This is a genomic window from Desulfosediminicola sp. (genome assembly GCF_048381775.1).
GTDB classification, from domain to species: domain Bacteria; phylum Desulfobacterota; class Desulfobulbia; order Desulfobulbales; family Desulfocapsaceae; genus Desulfopila; species Desulfopila ganghwensis.
On sequence record NZ_JBLXGE010000019.1, the window covers coordinates 1 to 20,709 of the forward strand.

Consider the following 20,709-nt stretch of genomic DNA (forward strand, 5'->3'; position numbering starts at 1 on the left):
TTTTCAAATCCTGGAAACACCTCTGGCTTTGTTTTATAGACGCCAATAAATTTTCTATTATCATTTGCGTATACAGTAACACTTAGCAATAGCGTTAGTGTGAAGACGAGATATTTCATTTGTAGTGATAACGTGGATATAACCGGCGAGCTTCAGCGAGTCCGTGTTTATAGTTTTGTTAGCTTCATATATTAATATTATCTTTAGAGACAATATTGTACTGATGCTATTTCTTGGTTGCCAAATGTTCATTGAAGTTTTTCATTATTGCCCTTAAAATTTCGCGCATTTCTAAGTAGCGAAGTTCATTGTTTCGTATATCTACTACTGGTAGTTTTTTTGCCTCATTGTATGCCTTATTCATGTTATTGCACAATAGAAGCTTGAAGTACTCACTTGAAACGTTGTTAAACGTCTCTTTGTATTGTTTTATAAATATGTTACCTAACAACTCACATAATAACCCAGAGATAATAACTATAGACCCTGCCTCAATTGACTTCTTGAAGATTGTTAAATAAATTCCAATAAGAACTGTAATGGCAGCAAGTGAACAGAAACCGACGTTTATGTAAAATAGTATATTTAATTGTTTCTTGATTTTTGTATAATAATCTTTCAGATCTCCTTCATCTAGAAAATTGATATCATCCCTTTTTGCGAATTCTCTATCTGCTTCATTCTCATCTCTTTTTTTGGTTATATCTTGCTGCACTTACTTCTCCATAATTTTTTCAATAGCTAACGTGTAATATGGGACTAGTCCCTTTTTGGGGCAGAACCCCACTCTGTTCGACTCATTTCATCGTCAAAGATTGCGACTTCCTCATAACCTCCCCAAGCAACTTCGCTGCTTCGATAACCGCTATGTAATCGGAATGGCTATGCAAATCTCATCATATGCCACAACACAAAAAGTTACAATAACAAACCTGCCACGTCATAAACGTCCTATAATGCGTAACTATCCGTGATATAGAACTAGTCCCATATCATGCAATTCTGATATTTTCATCAATTTTGAATGTGAGAAAACCCTGCAAATTGGCAGTTAACGCTGTCTTATAATACGCTATATCTCTTGATATAGGACTAGTCCTAATATGTACAGCTATCCAGACATCCTCCAGTTTCCCATGTATTTTCGGCTCCTCTAACTGTCCCATTTTGGAAGCATTCTTTAATTAGCATCTCACGTTGCCCATATTGACTCACTGCAAACAAAAAAGCCACATCCCGCAAGGGATGTGGCTTTATCAACTTTTATCGCAGTGAACCTGAATCAGGCCTAGCCCTACTGCACCTTGGCTACATCATACTTCGCACCTTTCCAGGCAAAAATCCCGCCCGGGTGACGAAGTACGTTGGTATAACCAAGTTTGGCCGCCCACATTGCGCCATTATGACTTCTGGTGCATTTGACGAAGCCGCAATAAACGACAATCTTCTTATTTTTGTCAGGGCCAAGGAGTGCTTCATAGTCAGCAATCGATTTCCCATCTGTTTCTTTAGTATCCCATTCGTTCATGTCCGGAATCGGGAAGAGAAACTGCTTTGCTCCAGGAATATGATTCTTTTTATAGCTGGCCTCATACGGCATGGTATCTATAATCAGCAAATCTTCATCAGCTTCAATGGCCTTTTGCAGCTCTTCAGTGGTAATTACGTCGTAGCCTCCACGCTGAACCTCTCTCGAGAGTTTTACTGCTGAGGCCTCTGTGGTAACCTCTTTTGCAAACTTTGACGTACCAAAAGCAAATGCGTTACTGCAAAAACACAGCGGAACAACTACCAACAGTGCACATAAAATCTTTTTCATGGTCTTTCTCCAAATAAATTAGGAAGTAATCGATATGAATGCCAGAAGCAGTAGGTCATCGGAACACAAAGGAGCAGATCGCGGAGCAGTGCCACTCTAAGACCTGAAAAGGCTTTATGCTCAGCGTCTTCCGGGCCAAAACAACCGCAATCTATATCCAATCCGAGCCAGATACCGTATGTAAGGACAGCTATAAACACAATCATGAGCAGGGCTGTTATCCAAAGACCAGCATTTTCCCCCTTGACCAGGAGAAACGCCGCTACCAACTCCATAACAGGAAGTATAATAGCTGTCGGTAGCAGCAGAAAATCCGGAAGCAGGCCATAAGCCCCAATGATCTCTGCAAACGCAACAGGATTGGCCAGCTTGGGTACTCCGGCCAAAATCATTACTCCGGCCAGCAACCAACGCGACAGTCTATATACCCAGAGGTTGATTCGCTGATACTTTGACATAATTTTTTTGCTCTATTCCCCCACTCACCAGGAAATACTTCACAAAGTACTTTTCTATATTTTTCATACATTTAATCCTGATCTCAATGGCAATATCCCAAAGGTTTATCTATTTGTCAAATCGTCTTTTCCTATTTTAACATGATCAAAGATCAGCCTTTTCTATAGAACTTAGAGGCAACCGCATCCCTCTACTTTTTCGTTATCTGCAAATACCTTTCATCCAGACCCCTATCAACTCCATTCGTTTCCAACGATACCCCATTGACGCAGAAAGTCGGTTAACGGTTCATCCATAAGCCGTATAGAAGGGGAAGTCACTAATACCCCTAAAGTACCTGATTCGTAACCAAACCGATGAGTACAGGTATTCCACCAGGATCAAACAAACCGCTTAGGCCAACCAACACCGAACTGGCATGCGTTTTTATCTGAATTTTCAGGCTCGCTAGCCAATTTTGATCATTTTTCCATTTGGCATTCAGAACCCATAAAGCCTAAAATGGAGGGAGGAACTATGCGGCATCAGGAAGTCCGCAGAGTGGTAGAGAAGGAGATTAGATGTACCCGCCAGCATCCGGCTCTCGAATTTCACACCATCGCGTCGGAATCCTGGCTTCCTCAACTGATTGGCAGGTGGACTTATGGACAAACGTAGATATCAGCGAATCTCCGTTCAAGGCTTGAGTGCGGACATTTCAGACGGGAAAGGTTTTTTTTCCGGCACAGTATCCGATATCTCCCAACTGGGTATATCTCTCAACCATATATCCAGGCATCTCGACAGAGACGCACACATCCTCTCGGTAATAGTTGAAGGCAAAGGCGCCCATTTCAAACTGCTGGTTACACAGAAATGGGAATCAACCAATGGAGAATTCAAGATAATAGGAACCCAGATAGAGACCAGCCCCTGGGACTGGACCGACTTCGTCAGCCAACTCGAACCGGAGGAAGATGACGTCAGGAGTTGATCGGATGGGAGTTCAAAAAAAAACCGGCAGACGGAAAGTTCCGCTGCCGGTTTTTCATTGTCTCTGGATCACCGCGTTTAAAATGCCTGCTGACATATCCTGCCCGGCAGGGCAATCATATCCAGGCTTTTAAATAGCAGGAAATGCAGGTTACAGATTGTATTTAAAATAGGATGCGCAAATCCCCTCACTGGAGATCATACATGGTCCGATCGGGTTCTGCGGAGTACAAGCCATACCAAAAGATGGGCAGTCTGGCGGCAATCCGCGGCCGGAGATGATCATATCACAGTGGCAGGCACAACGTTCCTGCCCTTCTGAAAAGCGTACATTAAAGCGCCTGGTAGCGTCATAAAGCGCCAATTCATCACGAATGATGAATCCACTTTCAGCGATGGTACCAAGGCCTCGCCAGGCTGTATCCACGGCAAAGAAGACCTCCGACACCATTCGACGCGCATTCTGATTTTCTTCAGATGAATAGATTACTGCAGAACTGTTGTCAAACAATGAAACCCCGTGTTGAATCTGGGTCACCATGGCGATCAGACCACGAATAATGTCACTCTCATCAAATCCTGCGATACAACAGGAGAGATCATGCTTTTTGGCGAGCGCTGCATACGCTTCAGTATCAGATATGGTGGTGACGTGATCAGAGCAGAGCAAACCATCGAGATCCAGATCAGGGTCGCGGAGGAGCGTATCTATGGTTGGTGGAAGCAGACGGATGGATGGGATAACGCAGAAATTGTCTATCCCCTCGCTGGCTGCCTCTAAAATAGTCTCTGCAACGGATGGTGCAGTGGCCTCAAAACCTACCGCAGGGTAAACAATCGTCTTATCAGGCTCTGAACGGGCGAGTTCAAGACACTCCCTGGGCGAAGTTATGACTTCTACCCTGGCACCCTTCTCCCGGATGGAAGCCAAAGATTCACGACTACCCGGGACCTGCAATAAATCTTCGCAAGCAGCTGTAATTACATCGCGTTTAAGTGCAACTTTTACAAAAGCATCTATATGGCCTGCCGGCATTACACATACCGAGCACCCGGGGCCTGACACCAATAGCAGTTTCTTCGGAAGTTTTTCACGCAGTCGATACCGCATAATCGCCTGATTATGAGAACCGCACACAACCATGATTCGCATCGGTCTATCGACAAGTTCGTGCAGCCTTTCGAGCAACTGTCCCGGATCTCTCAAATCATCACCTTCTCTTTCAAGGATCTATCTCAAAACAATAAACAGACCAGACAAACTACGGGGCCGAAAGTGGCCCCGTATTATAACTCCCATTGATACCCCATGAATTGATGAAATATCAGGAGATAACTACTATGTTCCAACAGCACTTATCCGTACAATGTCTGGAACCAAGTGACGGAATCAGATAGTTTCCTCTTCCGCTTCTTTTCTCAGGTCTTCATAATTCTTTGACCTGGTGATTTTTTCTTTTTCGAGGAGAGCGATCTCCTCCCTGGTGAGATGAAACATGCCGCAAGCAGGGCAAGTTGCATCGAATTCATCTCCAACAGCACGTGCCTTCAGTTCATCGATTGTCATATGGTCAACATAGCCGCAGACTCCTGAAGGATTCTCAGCCCGAACCTGAACACGCTTTCCCCTCTCACTTCGTTGTGGCATTACGGTCTCCTTTTTCAAGCGACACTGCTACCTCAACTGCTTGCATTCGGCCCATTAGTATACCACGATCCGACAAATCATCATCAAAAAAAGCTGACATTTAAGCGAATGGTGTAACGAACATATGCAAGCACAAGATAACGGGTCATTATTTCACCTGTTCCATCATGAAAAAACAGGCGATTTGCCTAAAAACAGAAAACCGGGTTTCCTCGATATTCTTGCCATGAGGAAGCCCGGTCAGCTCGAACATCAGTTGGTTAACGAATCAACTTCCTTACCTTCGGAGTCGATGATGGATACTGATACAGGTACACCGCCATCCAGGCGGTGGGTGGCACAAGACATTCAGGGGTCGTAGGCCCGGACGGCCATCTCTACCTGGTTGAGCAACCCTTCATTGTAGTTTCCATCCTTGATCAGGGAAGTTGCAGCCTGCTTCACGCTCATATTCATTGGCGCGATATTGTGAGTGGTGCCCACAATCAGGTTCGCTTTCTCAATACAACCGTTTTTATCGGTTACATAATCATGGATCAGGGTACCGCGTGGAGCTTCAACAATACCCACACCGCGTCCCGCTTTCGGCTCTACCTTGGCACGGATGTTCGTATCTGTGATGCCTTCCCACTCCAGAATCTCGATGGTACGCTCACAGGCGTAAACCATCTCGATCAGACGGGCATAATGATAGAGCAGAGTCTGCTGGGCAGGTCTGCCGAACTGCTCACGGAACTGCTGCAGCGCCGCGTTGGCCTGCGGGGTGGAGATCTTGTCACAAACGTTGATTCTGGCCAGGGTATTTGCACGGTAGATACCTTTAGGCGCCGCCAGATTCAGATCAAAACCCTCGTTCCAGGACTTGGCATACGGCATCTTGGAATATGCCCACGGCTCAACATGCTCACCGAGATGATCCGCATACTCTTCGCCTTCGAAATCAATATAGCTTCCGTCAGGCTTCATCAAACGCTGTTTGCCGTCATAGATGCGAAGAGAACCATCTTCACGGTCGACGGTACCCAGAAAGCCTGTGGTAATGTTCCCAAGCTCGCTGATAACGTCCATATACTTTGAAAAAACGTTATTGATGGCGAAATCGAGGGAATAGAGGGAGAAGTCGAGGAGAGTACGTGTGTCTTTCAACAACTCCTGACGCTCACTCTCAAGAAGAGGCTTGGCAAAACCTCCAGTCACACCGGCGATCGGGTGAATCGCCTTGCCGGCAAAACGCTCCAGCATCATCTGGCCGAGCTGACGCATTTTAACAACCTGGGTAGCCAGCTCTGGCGCCGCCTTGGCCACACCAATAACGTTTCGAACCGAATAGTCCGCATCCGGGCCAAGCACGAAGTCAGGAGAGGCCAGGAAGAAGAAGTGCAGGATCTTGTCGTTGATATGTGCCATTACCTGGCACATTTCACGCAGCTTGTGACCTGTCGGGGTCGGGGTAACGCCAAAGGCACCATCAACCGCTTTATTGGAAGCCAGATGATGCATCCAGGGACAGATACCACAGATCCTGTTAACGATGCGAGGGACCTCTTCAGCAGGCCGCCCCTCAATAAATTTTTCAAACCCGCGTAGGGACTGGATGTGGAGGAAAGCATCCTCCACATTGCCACCATCGTCGAGATGGATGGCGATTTTCGCGTGTCCTTCAATGCGGGAGACTGGAGCTATGTTAAGTACAGTTCCCATACTACGCCTCCTCCTCTACTGCTACACGTTTTTTCAGTGGCTTAAGCAATCCATGGGCGCCGGAGAAGCGCAGAATGGAGCGTCTGTCTTCCACTGATTTAAAATCAATCCCGTTACTGGCGAGGGCATTCATCATATCAAGCAGCTGATTGCCGTCTTTACGTACGGGGCCGAAACAACCGCGGCAGGGAACGCGCGCGGAAATACAGCTGGGCGCACCACGCTTGGCGCAGCCGGCTGCGGTTACCGGTCCAAGACAGAGGAAGCCCTGCTCGAGCAGACAACGCATCTCGCTGATAGGTTCCTCAGGGTTGAACTTGGCATTTTTGGTGAAGCGCTTGATCTCTTTCACTTCACCTTTGCCCTCACGCTTGGCAGGGCAACTATCGCAGACAGACTTGGTGGGCAGTACAGGATCACGATTCTCTAGAAGAGAAAAGATCACTTCCGCGATATGGGCCGGGTTAGGTGGGCAACCCGGTAACTGCAGGTCGATCTTGACCTTTTCATCACAGGCGTAAACCCGATCCAACGGTGCGGGTACTTCGATGGTGGGGATCTCCGCACCTGGATCGGTGGTGGGTGTTTTGAAAATATCTTCCCAGCTCTCCTTCAGGTCCTGGCCGTTCATCAGCGCCGGGATACCTCCGTGGGTAGCACAGGAACCGAGGGCGATCAGTACATCACACTTGGCGCGCATCTCTTCGAGCACCTCGAGATGCTCGTGGTTTGCTACACCACCGGTAACGATACCAACCGTGGCCTTGGGGATCGTGAGCACTGTGCCCTCACCCGTCTGGCCAAAATATTTATGATCCATCAGGACCGGGGCATGAACAATATCCAGCGCCTCGGTAATAATGGGGATCAGATCCTCACCGATATTGAGGATCGCGATCTCACAGCCGGAACAGGACCCCAGCCACTCTAAAGCAGTAGTAACTCCCATCTCAACCTCCTTATGCCGCCTCGGCACTTTGACTGTTAATCGGGCCCAACTGCTTGACACGTTTGGTCATATCAGTCACAGCTGCTACAAACTTGTCCGGCTCCGCCGAGGAAACCCAGGCAATCTGAAATCTTTCACTTTCGAATCCGAAGTCCTCAAGCAGGGTGTTGATCATATCGGATCGACTCATCGCTTTATAATTACCATCCAGGTAATGACATTCACCGAGGTGTCAGCCGAGTACCATAACTCCGTCCGCACCTTGATTCAGCGCGTCCAGAACCTGCTCGGGATTAACCATACCCGAGCACATTACCCTTATAATCCGCACGTTTGGCGGATACTGCATCCTGGAAATACCCGCAAGATCAGCAGCGGCATAGGAGCACCAGTTGCAGCAGAATGCAATGATCTTAGGCTCAAAACTCATTTGCTTTACTCCTTGTTACATTCACTGTTTACGTTCAGCATCGACCAGGGGCCCCCTATACTGCAAGGGCCGCCTGAATCTGACTGCTAATCTGTTTCGTGGTAAAGCCGCCTACAAAGACACCACGTTTCGGACATGTTCCCTGGCAAAGGCCACAACCTTTACACTTGGCCTTGTTCACCGAAATGATTTTCTTCCCGGTGCCTGCAACGTCTTCCAGGCTGATAGCGTGGTATGGGCAGACGTCGATACAGAGGGCACAGCCGTCGCAGTTTTCGGCATCAACATTGGCTTTGACCGCATCCATGGAGATGTCGAGCTTGGAGAGCAGGGTCGCAGCACGTGAAGACGCTGCCAGGGCCTGGGCTACTGACTCTTCCATCGGCTTCGGATAATGGGCCAGACCGGCAACGAACATACCATCGGTAGAGAAATCTACCGGTCGCAGCTTCGCATGGGCCTCAAGGAAGAAACCATCGCCATCCACTGGTACCTTGAAGATCTGGGCCAGTTTCTTGGCATCTTCCTTCGGTCGGATGGCAGATGCGAGGATAACCATGTCAGCCTCGATCTTCAGCGGACGATGAAGTACGTGATCCCAGACACTGACGTCGATCTTCTCACCGCGCGCCTCAACCTCCGGCTTACCGTGCAGCTCGTAGTTGATGAAGATAACACCCATCTTACGAGCCTGGCGGTACAACGCTTCACGCTGTCCGTAGGTACGCATATCGCGATACAGGATGTAAACATTACGTTTCGGATCTTCTTTCTTGAGCTCGATCGCGCTCTGTACAGAGTGAGTACAGCAGACTTTTGAGCAGTAGTTGACGTCACCTTCGCGGGAACCGACACACTGAACGAAGACAAATGTACTGGCGTTTCGTACGTGAGTCTCTTTCAGCTCGTGCAGCTTATCGAATTCGATGGAGGTAACAACTTTCTTGATCTTGCGATAGCCGTACTCAATGGGTGAGTAAATTGAGCCACCGGTTGCGATAATGCCGACACCATGTTCGATGGTCTTGGCAAGACCATCTTTGGTCTTGATGGTGGTCTTGAAGTTACCCACAAAGCCATCAACCGTTTTCACCTCAAATCCCTTGTGAATGATGATCTTCTCATTCCAGGTAACCGCATCGACCAGCTTGGCGACTTTGGTCGGGATATGCTCTCCACTCCAGGTGTCCTGCAGATGCAGGGCATTACCACCGAGAGTGTCAGTACGCTCAACCAGATGTACCTCAAAGCCCTGCTCGGCAAGGTTCAAGGCGGAGGTCAGGCCGGAGACACCGCCACCGACGACAAGGCCTTTCTGGGTAATTGGTACATTGAACGGCTTCAATGAAGTGCCGTAGGTGACTTTTGCCGCCGCCATGCGAACCAGATCCTTGGCTTTGTCGGTGGCTAGCTTCGGAGTATCGGAGTGTACCCAGGAGTTGTGATTCCTGATATTGGCCATCTCCACCAGGTATTCGTTGAGGCCAGCTGCCTTTAAGGTCTCACGGAACAACGGCTCATGGGTACGCGGGGTACAGGCCGCAATGACGATCCTGTTCAGATTCTGCTCCTTGATCCTCTTGACGATCATGTCCTGAGTATCCTGGGAACAGGAGAACAGGTTTCTTTCCACGTACACCACATTCGGCAGGGTCGCCGCATATTCTTCTACAGCGGCCACATCGACTGTGCCGGCAATATTCGAACCGCAATGGCAGATAAATACACCAAGACGCGGATCTTCCTTGCTGACATCACGCTCTTCAGGAAAGGTTGCCTCTGTGGAGAGTTCATGACGGGCTGGAGCCAGGACCTGGGAAACGGCTGCCGCCGCTGCAGAGCCTTCAACAACCGACTGGGGAATATCTTTTGGCCCTGCGAAAGCTCCACAGGTAAAAATACCCTCGCGGGAAGTGGTTACAGGCGCAAAATCCGAGGTGGCGGCAAACTTATCGGCGGTCAGCTGGATGCCTGCAACGTCTGCAAGGCCCAGCATCTGCTTGGAGGTCTGAAGGCCTACGGAGAGCACCACCAGATCATAGTATTCCTCGATCTGACGACCCTGCTCATTCACGTAAGATAGTCTCAGGTCACCGGAATCACCTGCAGGCTCAACACCGTTCACTTTACAGCGAACCATGCGGACGCCGGACTCGTTCTTGGCGCGATCCATGTACCTGTCAAATTCTTTACCGTGGGTACGCATATCCATATAGAAAATGGAAGTGGAAATGCCGGGAACGTGATCCTTGGCAATCACCGCCTCTTTCAGGGCGTACATACAACATACGGAAGAGCAGTAACCGTTCCCGCACAGGTTCTCGTCACGGGAGCCGACACACTGCAGAAAGGCTACTTTGTTGACCGGCTTATTGTCGGAAGGACGGATCAGGTGTCCCTCGGTCGGGCCTGAAGCTGAAAGGTAACGCTCAAGCTGCAGCGAGGTAATAACATTGGGGAAATCACCGTAACCCCAGACTCCGGCATCTTTTGGATCATAGGCCTCAAACCCGGGAGCCATGATTACCGCACCGACGTTCACCTCATGAGTTTTCTCGGTATCGTCGAAGTTAATCGCACCGGCATCACAGACCTTCTCACAGAACCCACAGGCACCAGGCTTTTTGAGTCTGATACAATTGTGCGGATCGATCTGATACTTCAGCGGTACTGCCTGAGCATATTTAACATAGATCGCCTTGCGCTTACCGGTGGCAGCATCATACTCGCTGTCCACCTTCTTGGGGCATTTTTCGGTACATGCTCCACAGGCGATACATTTTTCCATGTCCACATAACGTGGCTCTTCTTTTACAGTAACAGTAAAATTACCAGCTTCACCATTGATGGCGGTAATTTCACTTAAAGTCATCAGTTTAATATTCAAGTGCCGACCGCACTCCACCAATTTTGGCGCGATGATTCACATCGAGCAGTCGTTGGTAGGGAAGGTCTTGTCCAACTGGGCCATGGCACCGCCGATGGCCCCTGATTTTTCAATCAGGTAGACATAGTATCCGGAGTCGGCAAGGTCCAGGGCAGCCTGCATACCCGTGACACCGCCACCCACGATCATCACCGACCCAATCTTATTGTCCAGCATGATAGGTGTCTCCTCTCAATATATGTTGCCTGCACAGCCCGGGAACTTCCGAACTGTGCATCAAATTCTTGCCTCATTTCAGTTGCGCCTTGTGAGCACTACTGTTTTTTCGGGATGATGAGCGAATCCGCCACCAGCTCCCAGAGGTATTTCACCTCAATATCCAGATCATATTCCTTAGTGAGCGATTTCATGATCTGGTCGCGACAGTTATGGCATGGCGCGACAATAAGCTCAGCACCTGACTCTGTGATCTGACGGGCCTTGATACGTCCATAAAATACACGCTCTTCGGCGTAAGGCATTGCCCAGGCACCGCCACCGGCACCACAGCAATATGCACCGTTTCTATTTGGATTCAGTTCGCGTACGTCATCCGCACAGGCACTTGCTACTTCACGTCCTTCCTCAAAATATCCCTGGCCAAAAGCCTTGAGGGATTTACGCCCGTAGTTACAAGGGTCATGGTACGCGAGAGGAACGTTGTGCACAGACTTGTCAAGCTCGATACGTCCTTCACGGATGTACTCGAGCAGGAGATCGAATACTGTAACAATCTTGAATTCTTTGAGAGCTTCTGGAAACCATTTGGTCAACCCGGACCGGGTTGCAAAATATGCGTGGCCTCATTCGGGTAGTAGCAGAACCTTACAGTTCAACCTACGCATGTTGTCGACGATGCGGCCAACAACGATTTTCATCGATTCGTCATCACCGGAGAACAGGCCCCAGTTAACACCTTCCCAGTGTTCAGAGGCGATGGTCCAGGACTCACCGGCGGCGTAGAAAATCTTCCACCACCACTTCATGTCATCCGGCTCGGCAAACGGCTCTTTTGAGTTCACCGTTACCAATACCCGTGCACCGTGTACATCCACAGGGGTCACGAACCCGGGACATTCGTCTTCAGCGAGTTCTTCGCCAAGATCTTCCAACAGGAAGACGAAATCGTCTTTGGGGATACCGAGGTTGTTTCCGCGCTCGAGGCACATCTGCACACCTTTGTGGATAGGTCCGGGAACCTGGTTTCTATCCCTGGTCCCACGAATTTTCCGCATCAGTGCTACGATCTGAATGTTTGCAGGACAGGCCTCTTCACACTTGCCGCACATAGTGCATTTCCACGGCCAGCTGGAATCAACCAGCTCCTCATCCATACCAAAATTGGCCATACGGACGATCTTACGCGGGTCGAGTCCGTCGACACCGGCAATCGGACAAGCGGACGAGCAGGATCCACAGGTGAGACACGAATCGGCCCATGATGGATCAAGCACCAAATCGCTTGAGGTATCATTGAGCAGGATCTGTTCGCTTTCAATCTTTTCAATCGGTTTAACTGCTTTTAAATCAACATGGCTGGTAGGGCGGACAAGGGGCTCGCGACCAAACTTCTCGCAGAGGGCCTGGTAGTCCTGAAACCTCATAAGATACTTGCGTCCTGGTCCCTCTTTTGCAGAGAGAGTTCCGGCGTTAATCCAGTTTCTTATGGTGTTCCGATGTACTCCAAATTCCTCGGCCAGCTCACTGACTTTAAATTCGTACATCATAAACGGTCACCTCAATTACTTTTGTTCAGAAAGAATGTGAATTATATGTTCACATGCCACAGGAACGGCAGCAGACATCGCTGGGGTCAAACCCGGAGCAATTTCCTCCGGTATATATTGAACCTGGCCCGCTATGATGACTACGCGGATACCAGTGTGCTGTTCGAGTTCGTGCAGAAGATTTACTGTGGGAAATTGGTGAAGTGAAAAATCGTGGATTTTTTTGGGTGGAATATCGATGGGGTGGATACGAAAAACATCACCGGGAGTTTTTCCTTCGAAATCAACCGCATCTATGATTATAATTGATTCCGGTCGCTCTTCTTCACTTAAAACATAATCGAAGAGATACTCTCTGACCTGCGTACCAGCATCAACGGCTTGTACTCCATCAGGCAGGGTGTGTTTGTTATGCAGTTCTGCAATGACAGCCGGACCAAATCCGTCATCACCCATAATTTCATTTCCACATCCAAAAATCATTGTTGAGCGCATTATTGTTCCCATTGTGCAAAATGTGCCTGGTTGACTAAATTCAGGGCAAACTACCACTCGCTTAACGCACTTTCAAGCTGTTATTTTGAACACTTACACAAGAAACATTCTAAGAGACTGTATTTGCGGCTTATTTACTTTTCTTTTTTTAGAAACCTCGTTTCTCATTGTGTCACAGCGTGGCAGATACCACCCGGGGAGTAACTTTCCCCTTAACCCACAGACTCTTTTGAAGCTCTACAATCCATTGATAGTCTTGCTCAAATAGCATTACTGCCATTTTCACCTATTAGTGTCATAGACGTTTCCAATCCACTCATCTCAGCCAAACACGATGAAACATCAGAAATCCCAGCCCACAACAGCCTAAAGACAATATTTGTATACAATTTCAAACTCGTCCGGTTTCCTGAAACCCGCACCACTACGGAGATAATTGCACAAGGTGCAATTTATGAAACCAAGGTTTCTAATCTCCATCATTGCAGCGAGCTGTTGATTGAAATAGCAAAAGTGCACCATTTTCCATCACGAATCGTTGCGACGTTACAATTTGCACAAAAACCATCAACCGACATTTATGTCTGGATACAGGTAAATAAAGTTACAATGACTCAATTGGAACAGCCTGCTCATCGTTCTCTTTTAAATGAGCTCTCTCCAATTATTACGGGAGGCAGGAAACAGGTCATTTCCGACAACAGGTACACCAAAAGAAAAGAGGCTGCCCGATCAAGTCGGGCAACCTCTTTTCTTTTAGTGAGTTACGGCTGAGCGCAATTCGCTATAACCTGCAAGTACTACATAATCAGTAACCGTTCGGGTTTGCTGTCTGCCAGCGCCAGGTGTCCTCACACATCTCTTTGACTCCCCTCTCCGCCACCCAGTTCAACTCCCTTTTTGCTTTAGCTGGATTTGCATAACATGCTGCAATATCGCCCGCCCTCCTGCCGGAGATAACATAGGGCACCTCACGACAACTAGCCTCGCTGAAGGCCTTGATCATATCGAGAACGCTATACCCCTGACCGGTTCCGAGGTTGTATATGACAACACCCGGCTTCTCCATCAGTTTTTCGATTGCACGTACATGACCCAAAGCCAGATCAACCACATGGATATAGTCCCGTACCCCGGTTCCATCGTGAGTCGGGTAATCATCACCGAATACAGTCACCCGCTCCAGCTTGCCAACAGCCACCTGGGACACATACGGCATCAAATTATTTGGAATCCCATTCGGGTCTTCACCTATCCTGCCGCTCTTGTGCGCTCCCACCGGATTGAAATACCTGAGCAATGCCACATTCCATTCATCATCGCTCACGTTGAGATCCTGCAGAATCTCTTCAATCATTAATTTAGTACGGCCATAGGGATTGGTACACGACAATGGAAAATCTTCTAAGATCGGCACAGATGCAGGGTCACCATAAACCGTTGCCGAAGAGCTGAAGACTATACTCTTCACCCCGTATTCAGCCATAACCTCACAGAGTACGAGGGTACCTGTGAGATTATTATGATAATACCAGAGTGGCTTCTCCACCGACTCGCCGACAGCTTTCAGGCCGGCAAAATGAATTACCGTATCAAATGGAGTCTCGCTGCCTGCAAACACCCGCTGCAAAGCAGCTTTATCCAAGAGATCAACGTGTTGGAACGTCACACTTTTCCCGGTCAGTTCGGCTACCCGCTTAAGCGACTCTTCCTTAGAATTTGAGAGATTATCAACCACTGTAACGGTATGCCCTGCCTCCAGCAGCTCCAGGCAGGTATGACTCCCTATATATCCGGCTCCGCCGGTGACAAGAACATGCATAGCTGTGACCTTTTCTTTAATTTTTTTATCCCTTCATTGAATCATCTTTAAGACATCAGTTACCAGTAACATCTCTATTATAGTCAGCCATATAGTACCTTAATAGCCCTTTAGAACAAGGCAAATTCATAACCTCAGCCAATCTTAACACATCGGATACAGTTGCATACCGGGTGTGAAATATACACTTTGAGAATACACTTTGTCCGCCTGCTGAAAAAGAGTATATTAGCCAGGCATCCCCGGCCTATTCAGGCCTTCCCCTATTCCCTTAATTTAAAAGGATACAACATGCCATACGTAAACATCAGAGTTGCCGGCACTCTTACTAAAGAGCAGAAAGCCGAGATCGCCGAAGGCGTGACCAGTGTTATCTCCAAAGCCGCCAACAAGCCACCTGAGGCAATCCTGATCATGATTGATGAGTTGGAACCCCAAAACATTGCCAAAAAAGGCATCCTGCTTGACCCACCCGAGTAAGATTTATGCAGCCACAAAAACGTATTGAGGAGTTGCACCGGTTGTTGCAAGAGCACGCGCACAAATATTACGTGCTCGATGCACCAACCATCTCCGACAGCGAGTATGACGCGCTTTTTCAGGAGTTACTTGCTCTTGAAAAAGCGCACCCGGAGCTGATTACCCCCGACTCTCCAAGCCAACGGGTTGGCGGTGTAGCCCTCGACAAATTTTCCCAGGTCGAACATCGCTATCCGATGCTGAGCCTGGAAAACGCTTTCAACGATGACGACCTGCGGGAGTTTGAGGCACGACTGCGCCGCTTTCTAAGTCAGGGACTCACTCTTTCCTATGTTGCAGAACCTAAACTTGATGGCCTGGCAGTTGAACTGGTCTATGAAAACGGCCTGCTTGTTCAAGGCTCCACCCGTGGAGACGGCAAGGTCGGTGAAGATATAACAGCCCAACTGAAGACAGTACGATCCATCCCGCTGAGACTCCTGGGTAGCCCGCCGCCCCTTCTTGAGGTGCGGGGCGAGGTGTTTATGGCCCTGGCCGGTCTTGAGAGACTGAATAGCAGCCAGATACGGATGGGCAGGGAACCATTTGCGAATCCGAGAAACGCTGCTGCCGGCTCACTCAGGCAGCTTGATCCGAAAATCACAGCCTCACGGCCACTGGATTTCTATGCCTACGGTGTTTCCCTGCCCGCCGATACCGGCCGGAATGGCCAGTATGATATGCTGCAGTCATTGAAGACTTACGGGTTGCCTGTCAATGAGCATGTCCGAAAGTGCGAAACAATAGAAGCAGTCATTGAAGCCTATCACCAGATGCTTGAGATCCGCCATCAACTACCGTATGAGATTGATGGCATGGTGGTCAAGGTAGATGATTTTGGCCTGCAGGAACGGCTGGGCAATAAAGCCCGGGCACCGCGCTGGGCAACTGCCTGCAAGTTTCCGGCAATTCAGGCTACAACTCTCCTGAGAAGCGTCGAGTTTCAGGTTGGCCGAACCGGTGCCGTGACTCCAGTGGCAATTCTTGAGCCGGTGGTCGTAGGCGGCGTTACTGTAAGTCGGGCCACCTTGCACAATCAGGACGAGATGGAGCGCAAGGACCTGCATATTGGCGACAAGGTCTTTGTCCAGCGTGCGGGTGATGTAATCCCCGAGATCGTCAAGGCGGTGGTCGAGGAACGTGCCGAAGATGCCCAGCCGATTCGGATGCCCGAAAACTGCCCCGTATGCGAGCACCCGCTGGAAAAACCTGCAGGCGAAGCTGTCACCCGCTGTCACAATCCGCACTGTGACGCCCAGCGACTGCGCAGCCTGATCCATTTCACCTCCAAGACCGGGCTGGACATAGAAGGTCTTGGAAAAAAATATGTGGAACAACTGTTCGAGTTGAAGATCATTGAAGATGTTCCTGATATTTTCGGCCTGCATTCCAGACGCCATAAACTTGCCAGCCTCGATGGCTGGGGCCTGAAATCGGCAGATAAGGTCATCGCGGCAATTAACAGCCGCCGCAACCCGCCGCTCAGCAAATTTCTGGCCGCGCTCGGTATCCGTTTCATCGGCGAGGTGAGCGCCACCAGCCTGGAAAACCATTTTCAGGAGCTGGATAAACTTGCTGCCGCCAGCCATGACGAGTTGCTGGAAGTTGATGGAATCGGCGAACAGGCTGCCTCATCCATCGTAGAATATTTCAGCGATGAAAAGGTCCAGGCCATGCTGGTACGCCTGAAGGATGCCGGGGTCAGCCCTGTTGCTATTCAGCCGGTTGCAGGTGAAGGCGGCACAGCACCACTGGCTGACATGGTGATTCTTTTCACCGGCAGCCTGCAGACTATCTCCAGAAGTGAGGCGAAGAAACTGGTCAAAGACAACGGCGGCACCATCGCCACCGGCGTCACCAAGAAAACCACCCATGTGGTGGTGGGTGAAAAGGCTGGTTCCAAGCTGAAAAAGGCTCAGGAGATGAATAAGACTATTCTGACTGAACAGCAGTTTATGGAACTCATCGGCCAATAGCTTTTATGAACCCCTCGGTACGGCATGGTGACATGTCGTACCGCTCCCTTTCTCACTCCTCCTCCCCAACACAAATGCCCTCCCTTTTCACACAAAGAGTCATCGAACTTATCAGCCGAATCCCTAAGGGCAAAGTCACCACCTACGGCTCCATCGCCAGACTTGCTGGTAATTCCGGCGGAGCCAGACAGGTTTCACGGATTCTTCATTCCAGCTCTAAAAAATTTCACCTGCCCTGGCACAGAGTAGTTAATAAAGAGGGAAAAATCTCCCTACCCAAAGGCCGGGGGTATGAGGAGCAAAGAGCGCTTTTAATTCATGAGGGTGTAAAGTTCAACAAGAGACATATTGACCTGGATCGTTACCTATGGACTCCGGAGCAGGGAGAAAACGTCATATTCCCCTTATCACCGGATTATGATGACATGGATTTTAAATGAACAAATGACAGGTAGAGTTTTCAGTTTGAAACTATTACCCCTATCCCCTTGCTCCTCACGCCTGACCTGGTGAGGCTCAGTTTTAGTGGAAATCGGAATACAAAATATCTTTAAACTCATGTAAACACCAGAGCCTGAGCTCTCTTCCGTCGTTACTTCGATTCCAGTCCTATTTAGAACCCTCTGTCTTTACCGGCTGTTTGCGCAAGGCAATCATGCTGTTTGAACTAAAGATCAGCAGAGCTCCCAGCCACCCGACAGCAGTGAGTGCAGGATCTCCGACCAGAACCGGCCCCATTATTGCGGCCATGAGCACCCTGCTGGAGGAGATGATAGACCCTTCTACAGCGGTTACAAAAAGAAACCCATAGGTCAGCAGATACTGCCCAAGAACACCTGCCGCGGAGCAGATGAACAGATAGAAAAACGTGTCGGCATCCGGCCAGTAGATTGCCCCTCTGAAAAGAATAAACATCAACAACGAACCTAGACCGAACATGAAAAACAGTATAGTTTGTGAATCATGATGCCTGCGACTCACATTCAGGTAAATCATTGCCGCAGCAGCGGTAATGCCTGAACATATGCCCCACCAGCTCCCGCTCCTGCTATCGACTGCTGCCGGAGAAAGTACAAGATAAATACCGACAAAGGCGATAACCACCACGATCATTGCGACATAATCACGCTGTTTCTTGAGCACGAACCAGGAAAAGAGCGCCACAAAAAGCGGGTAGGTCATATTCAGAATATTCGCCTCGGCGACTGTGCCCACCTCGACCGCTTTATAAAAGCAGAACACGGCAACACTGTTAGCGACTGTCCTCCCTACAAGATAATGATAGTTCCTGGGCTTAACACGCTCTCTTCTGATCAGCAGAAACACGCAAACAACTATAAAACCAAGAAGAAATCGGGCAAAAACGAAGTAGGAAGTTTCAATATCCGTGTGCGGTTCCGCCCAACGGATGATCACTGTCGCCAGATAAAAGAAAAATGCAGAACAGAAAACTGCAAGCCACCCGAAGACAACCGTAAGGGATGAATTGCCTCGATCTAAATCTTTTGTAATAAAGTTCAAAAAACACCTGCTTGTTTTAAATTCATCTTTAATGAAAGCAGCTTGCCGCTTCTTTTAAAGCTACCCCACTCACACAAGTGAGGATTTTGTAACAGACTGATCTTTCGCATTCCAGCACCAAAGGTTTTCTCCAGTTAAACGAACTCCCCCAAACCAACAATCGATATCATGCAGATTCAGCCGGTTTTTATCTGCCGCCAGGACCTCCCTTCCGGTCGCTGTTATCCTCCACCTCTGCAGAGAATTTGCTTCTGGCGTGGTCAACGTCCCAATATCACATTGAACCAAAGCACAAATGGGAGAAGACAACTCCTCAAGGATCTTCAGAAAACTCCAATCACCCATGAATCTGTGTTCTTCCTGCTGCTGACACCTGGTGAAAAGCTCAGCAAAGTCTTCAAACACGTGTACCTCAGGAACAGCAAACCCTACCTGCTATCTGACGACCAGAGTTGATCGACATAATGTTATTCCGGATGACAGCGTGCATTCTGCATATCAGCCAACTCCTCGTTGCTGGTTCTGAGAACCGAATGCACCGCTTTTCCTGTGGCTTTAATACACTCGATATTGGCCGACTTATCCCAGACTTCATACTCCTTGCCAAGGCGTTGCATAAGCAGCAACATCAGGTGCGGATCGACTTTTGAGCAGAGGCTGCCGCCCACATGCGAAACAAACCAAGATCATATGGACATATCTACACCTTTTCTCCCACCCGTCGCGACAGTTTTTATTTTATAGACCTGGCAGCTTGGGCAGATAACCTTCTGGCTCTTGCTACTCTCTGAACAACATTTTCAACAACCCGCCCAGGTCTCTGGTATCAAGCCGATGCAAACCGAACGATTGGGCCATATCCACTGCATGCCGATACTGCTCAGGGTCGATCCCCGAGGCAATTTCGGCAAACTCCGCCGCCCTACCGCAAGGACGATATTGATCCATAATGTTCAAGTAGCAGTCCTGTGAGATCTGCTCGGCCAGGAATCGTAAAATTTCCTCAGTTTCTGCCTCTCCTCCCGGCATAAGCAGATGACGAACAAGCAGGCCGCGGGTGGCAACCCTTCGACTATCGATCTGCAGATCACCCACCTGACGCTGCATCTCAATCAGGGCACTTCGGGCTACCTCCGGATAATCTTTTGCCTTCATGTACCGCTTCGATGTCTCCGGCTGCCAGAACTTGAAGTCAGGCATGTAGATATCGACTATTCCTTCCAGAAGATGCAACGTCTCCGGTGAATCATAACCACCGCTGTTGTAAACCAGGGGAAGGTTGAGCCCATGTTCGATGGCTATGGGCAGGGCCGCAAGAATCTGTGGTACCAGATGGCTCGGAGTGACAAAATTGATATTATGACAGCCCTGACGTTGCAGCTCGATCATCACTCCGGCAAGCTGGCCATCATCCATCTCATAACAACTGCCCGGATGCTGATGGCTGATATCGTAATTCTGACAGAAGACACAGCGCAGATTACAGCCGCAAAAAAAGATTGTACCCGAACCATCGGTACCGACCAGCACCGATTCCTCACCAAAGTGGGGGGAGTAACTTGCAACCTCCGCCAGTGCGCCAACACCGCAGAAACCACGCTCATCCTCCAACCTGTTTACCCCGCAATTCCTCGGGCAGAGCCGACACTGCTCCAACAGCCCATGACTTTTCCCGATTCGCTCCCCCAGCTCTCCGTTTCGATACAATTTCAGGTATCCGCTTTCCATGACATCCCCCATATATC

19 protein-coding genes are annotated in these 20,709 nt (G+C 49.0%); 4 read left to right on the forward strand and 15 right to left on the reverse strand.

Annotated elements, in window-relative coordinates:
• Nucleotides 1-226: 226 nt before the first annotated feature.
• From ACN5NT_RS22275 to ACN5NT_RS22285, 3 genes are all read right to left on the reverse strand, one after another.
• Complete coding sequence (locus ACN5NT_RS22275) at nucleotides 227-715, reverse strand: TRADD-N-associated membrane domain-containing protein (protein WP_419176939.1); 489 nt, start codon at nucleotides 713-715, stop codon at nucleotides 227-229.
• A gap of 579 nt (nucleotides 716-1,294) precedes the next feature.
• The gene (locus ACN5NT_RS22280) at nucleotides 1,295-1,819 is read right to left on the reverse strand and encodes a rhodanese-like domain-containing protein (protein WP_136799890.1); all 525 of its coding nucleotides are present in this window, start codon (nucleotides 1,817-1,819) and stop codon (nucleotides 1,295-1,297) included.
• Nucleotides 1,816-2,277: a MauE/DoxX family redox-associated membrane protein gene (locus ACN5NT_RS22285; protein WP_419176940.1), complete on the reverse strand. Its 462-nt coding sequence runs from the start codon at nucleotides 2,275-2,277 to the stop codon at nucleotides 1,816-1,818. The genes ACN5NT_RS22280 and ACN5NT_RS22285 overlap by 4 nt, the downstream gene beginning before the upstream one ends.
• 644 nt (nucleotides 2,278-2,921) lie before the next feature.
• Here ACN5NT_RS22285 and ACN5NT_RS22290 point away from each other — a divergent pair.
• Complete coding sequence (locus ACN5NT_RS22290; protein WP_136799892.1) at nucleotides 2,922-3,251, forward strand: hypothetical protein; 330 nt, start codon at nucleotides 2,922-2,924, stop codon at nucleotides 3,249-3,251.
• Between the two features lie 150 nt (nucleotides 3,252-3,401).
• Here ACN5NT_RS22290 and hypD read toward each other — a convergent pair whose 3' ends face one another.
• From hypD to galE, 9 genes are all read right to left on the reverse strand, one after another.
• Nucleotides 3,402-4,457, reverse strand: a complete 1,056-nt coding sequence (gene hypD / locus ACN5NT_RS22295) for a hydrogenase formation protein HypD (RefSeq protein WP_136799893.1) — start codon at nucleotides 4,455-4,457, stop codon at nucleotides 3,402-3,404.
• A gap of 183 nt (nucleotides 4,458-4,640) precedes the next feature.
• On the reverse strand, nucleotides 4,641-4,898 hold the full coding sequence (locus ACN5NT_RS22300; RefSeq protein ID WP_136799894.1) for a hypothetical protein: 258 nt from the start codon (nucleotides 4,896-4,898) through the stop codon (nucleotides 4,641-4,643).
• A 348-nt stretch (nucleotides 4,899-5,246) separates the two neighbouring features.
• Entirely contained in the window at nucleotides 5,247-6,599 is a 1,353-nt protein-coding gene (locus ACN5NT_RS22305) for a Ni/Fe hydrogenase subunit alpha (RefSeq protein WP_136799896.1), read from the reverse strand.
• A 1-nt stretch (nucleotide 6,600) separates the two neighbouring features.
• Nucleotides 6,601-7,548: a methyl viologen-reducing hydrogenase gene (locus ACN5NT_RS22310; RefSeq protein ID WP_136799897.1), complete on the reverse strand. Its 948-nt coding sequence runs from the start codon at nucleotides 7,546-7,548 to the stop codon at nucleotides 6,601-6,603.
• Between the two features lie 10 nt (nucleotides 7,549-7,558).
• A complete protein-coding gene (locus ACN5NT_RS22315) occupies nucleotides 7,559-7,978 on the reverse strand; it encodes a hydrogenase iron-sulfur subunit (RefSeq protein WP_153305574.1) in 420 nt (139 codons plus the stop codon).
• 55 nt (nucleotides 7,979-8,033) lie between these two features.
• The gene (locus ACN5NT_RS22320; RefSeq protein ID WP_419176941.1) at nucleotides 8,034-11,081 is read right to left on the reverse strand and encodes an FAD-dependent oxidoreductase; all 3,048 of its coding nucleotides are present in this window, start codon (nucleotides 11,079-11,081) and stop codon (nucleotides 8,034-8,036) included.
• 98 nt (nucleotides 11,082-11,179) lie between these two features.
• Nucleotides 11,180-12,628: a 4Fe-4S dicluster domain-containing protein gene (locus ACN5NT_RS22325; RefSeq protein ID WP_419176978.1), complete on the reverse strand. Its 1,449-nt coding sequence runs from the start codon at nucleotides 12,626-12,628 to the stop codon at nucleotides 11,180-11,182.
• Between the two features lie 18 nt (nucleotides 12,629-12,646).
• Entirely contained in the window at nucleotides 12,647-13,138 is a 492-nt protein-coding gene (locus ACN5NT_RS22330; RefSeq protein ID WP_136799907.1) for a hydrogenase maturation protease, read from the reverse strand.
• A gap of 796 nt (nucleotides 13,139-13,934) precedes the next feature.
• Nucleotides 13,935-14,948 (reverse strand): UDP-glucose 4-epimerase GalE, encoded by a 1,014-nt coding sequence (galE, locus tag ACN5NT_RS22335; RefSeq protein ID WP_419176942.1) that lies wholly within the window; start codon nucleotides 14,946-14,948, stop codon nucleotides 13,935-13,937.
• A gap of 291 nt (nucleotides 14,949-15,239) precedes the next feature.
• Here galE and ACN5NT_RS22340 point away from each other — a divergent pair, with 291 nt between their 5' ends.
• The 3 genes from ACN5NT_RS22340 to ACN5NT_RS22350 are packed head-to-tail and all read left to right on the forward strand — an operon-like array spanning nucleotide 15,240 to nucleotide 17,883.
• Nucleotides 15,240-15,428: a tautomerase family protein gene (locus ACN5NT_RS22340; RefSeq protein WP_136799901.1), complete on the forward strand. Its 189-nt coding sequence runs from the start codon at nucleotides 15,240-15,242 to the stop codon at nucleotides 15,426-15,428.
• A gap of 5 nt (nucleotides 15,429-15,433) precedes the next feature.
• A complete protein-coding gene (gene ligA, locus ACN5NT_RS22345; RefSeq protein ID WP_419176943.1) occupies nucleotides 15,434-17,443 on the forward strand; it encodes an NAD-dependent DNA ligase LigA in 2,010 nt (669 codons plus the stop codon).
• A gap of 5 nt (nucleotides 17,444-17,448) precedes the next feature.
• Nucleotides 17,449-17,883 carry an MGMT family protein gene (locus ACN5NT_RS22350; RefSeq protein WP_419176944.1) on the forward strand — a complete coding sequence of 145 codons (435 nt, stop codon included), beginning with the start codon at nucleotides 17,449-17,451 and terminating at the stop codon, nucleotides 17,881-17,883.
• A 169-nt stretch (nucleotides 17,884-18,052) separates the two neighbouring features.
• On the opposite strand, the gene ACN5NT_RS22355 is transcribed toward ACN5NT_RS22350, so the two are convergent.
• The 3 genes from ACN5NT_RS22355 to ACN5NT_RS22365 form a co-directional block, all read right to left on the reverse strand.
• On the reverse strand, nucleotides 18,053-18,964 hold the full coding sequence (locus tag ACN5NT_RS22355) for a DMT family transporter (RefSeq protein ID WP_419176945.1): 912 nt from the start codon (nucleotides 18,962-18,964) through the stop codon (nucleotides 18,053-18,055).
• A gap of 467 nt (nucleotides 18,965-19,431) precedes the next feature.
• A complete protein-coding gene (locus tag ACN5NT_RS22360; RefSeq protein ID WP_419176946.1) occupies nucleotides 19,432-19,632 on the reverse strand; it encodes a hypothetical protein in 201 nt (66 codons plus the stop codon).
• A gap of 112 nt (nucleotides 19,633-19,744) precedes the next feature.
• A complete protein-coding gene (locus tag ACN5NT_RS22365) occupies nucleotides 19,745-20,692 on the reverse strand; it encodes a radical SAM protein (RefSeq protein ID WP_419176947.1) in 948 nt (315 codons plus the stop codon).
• Between the last annotated feature and the right edge of the window lie 17 nt (nucleotides 20,693-20,709).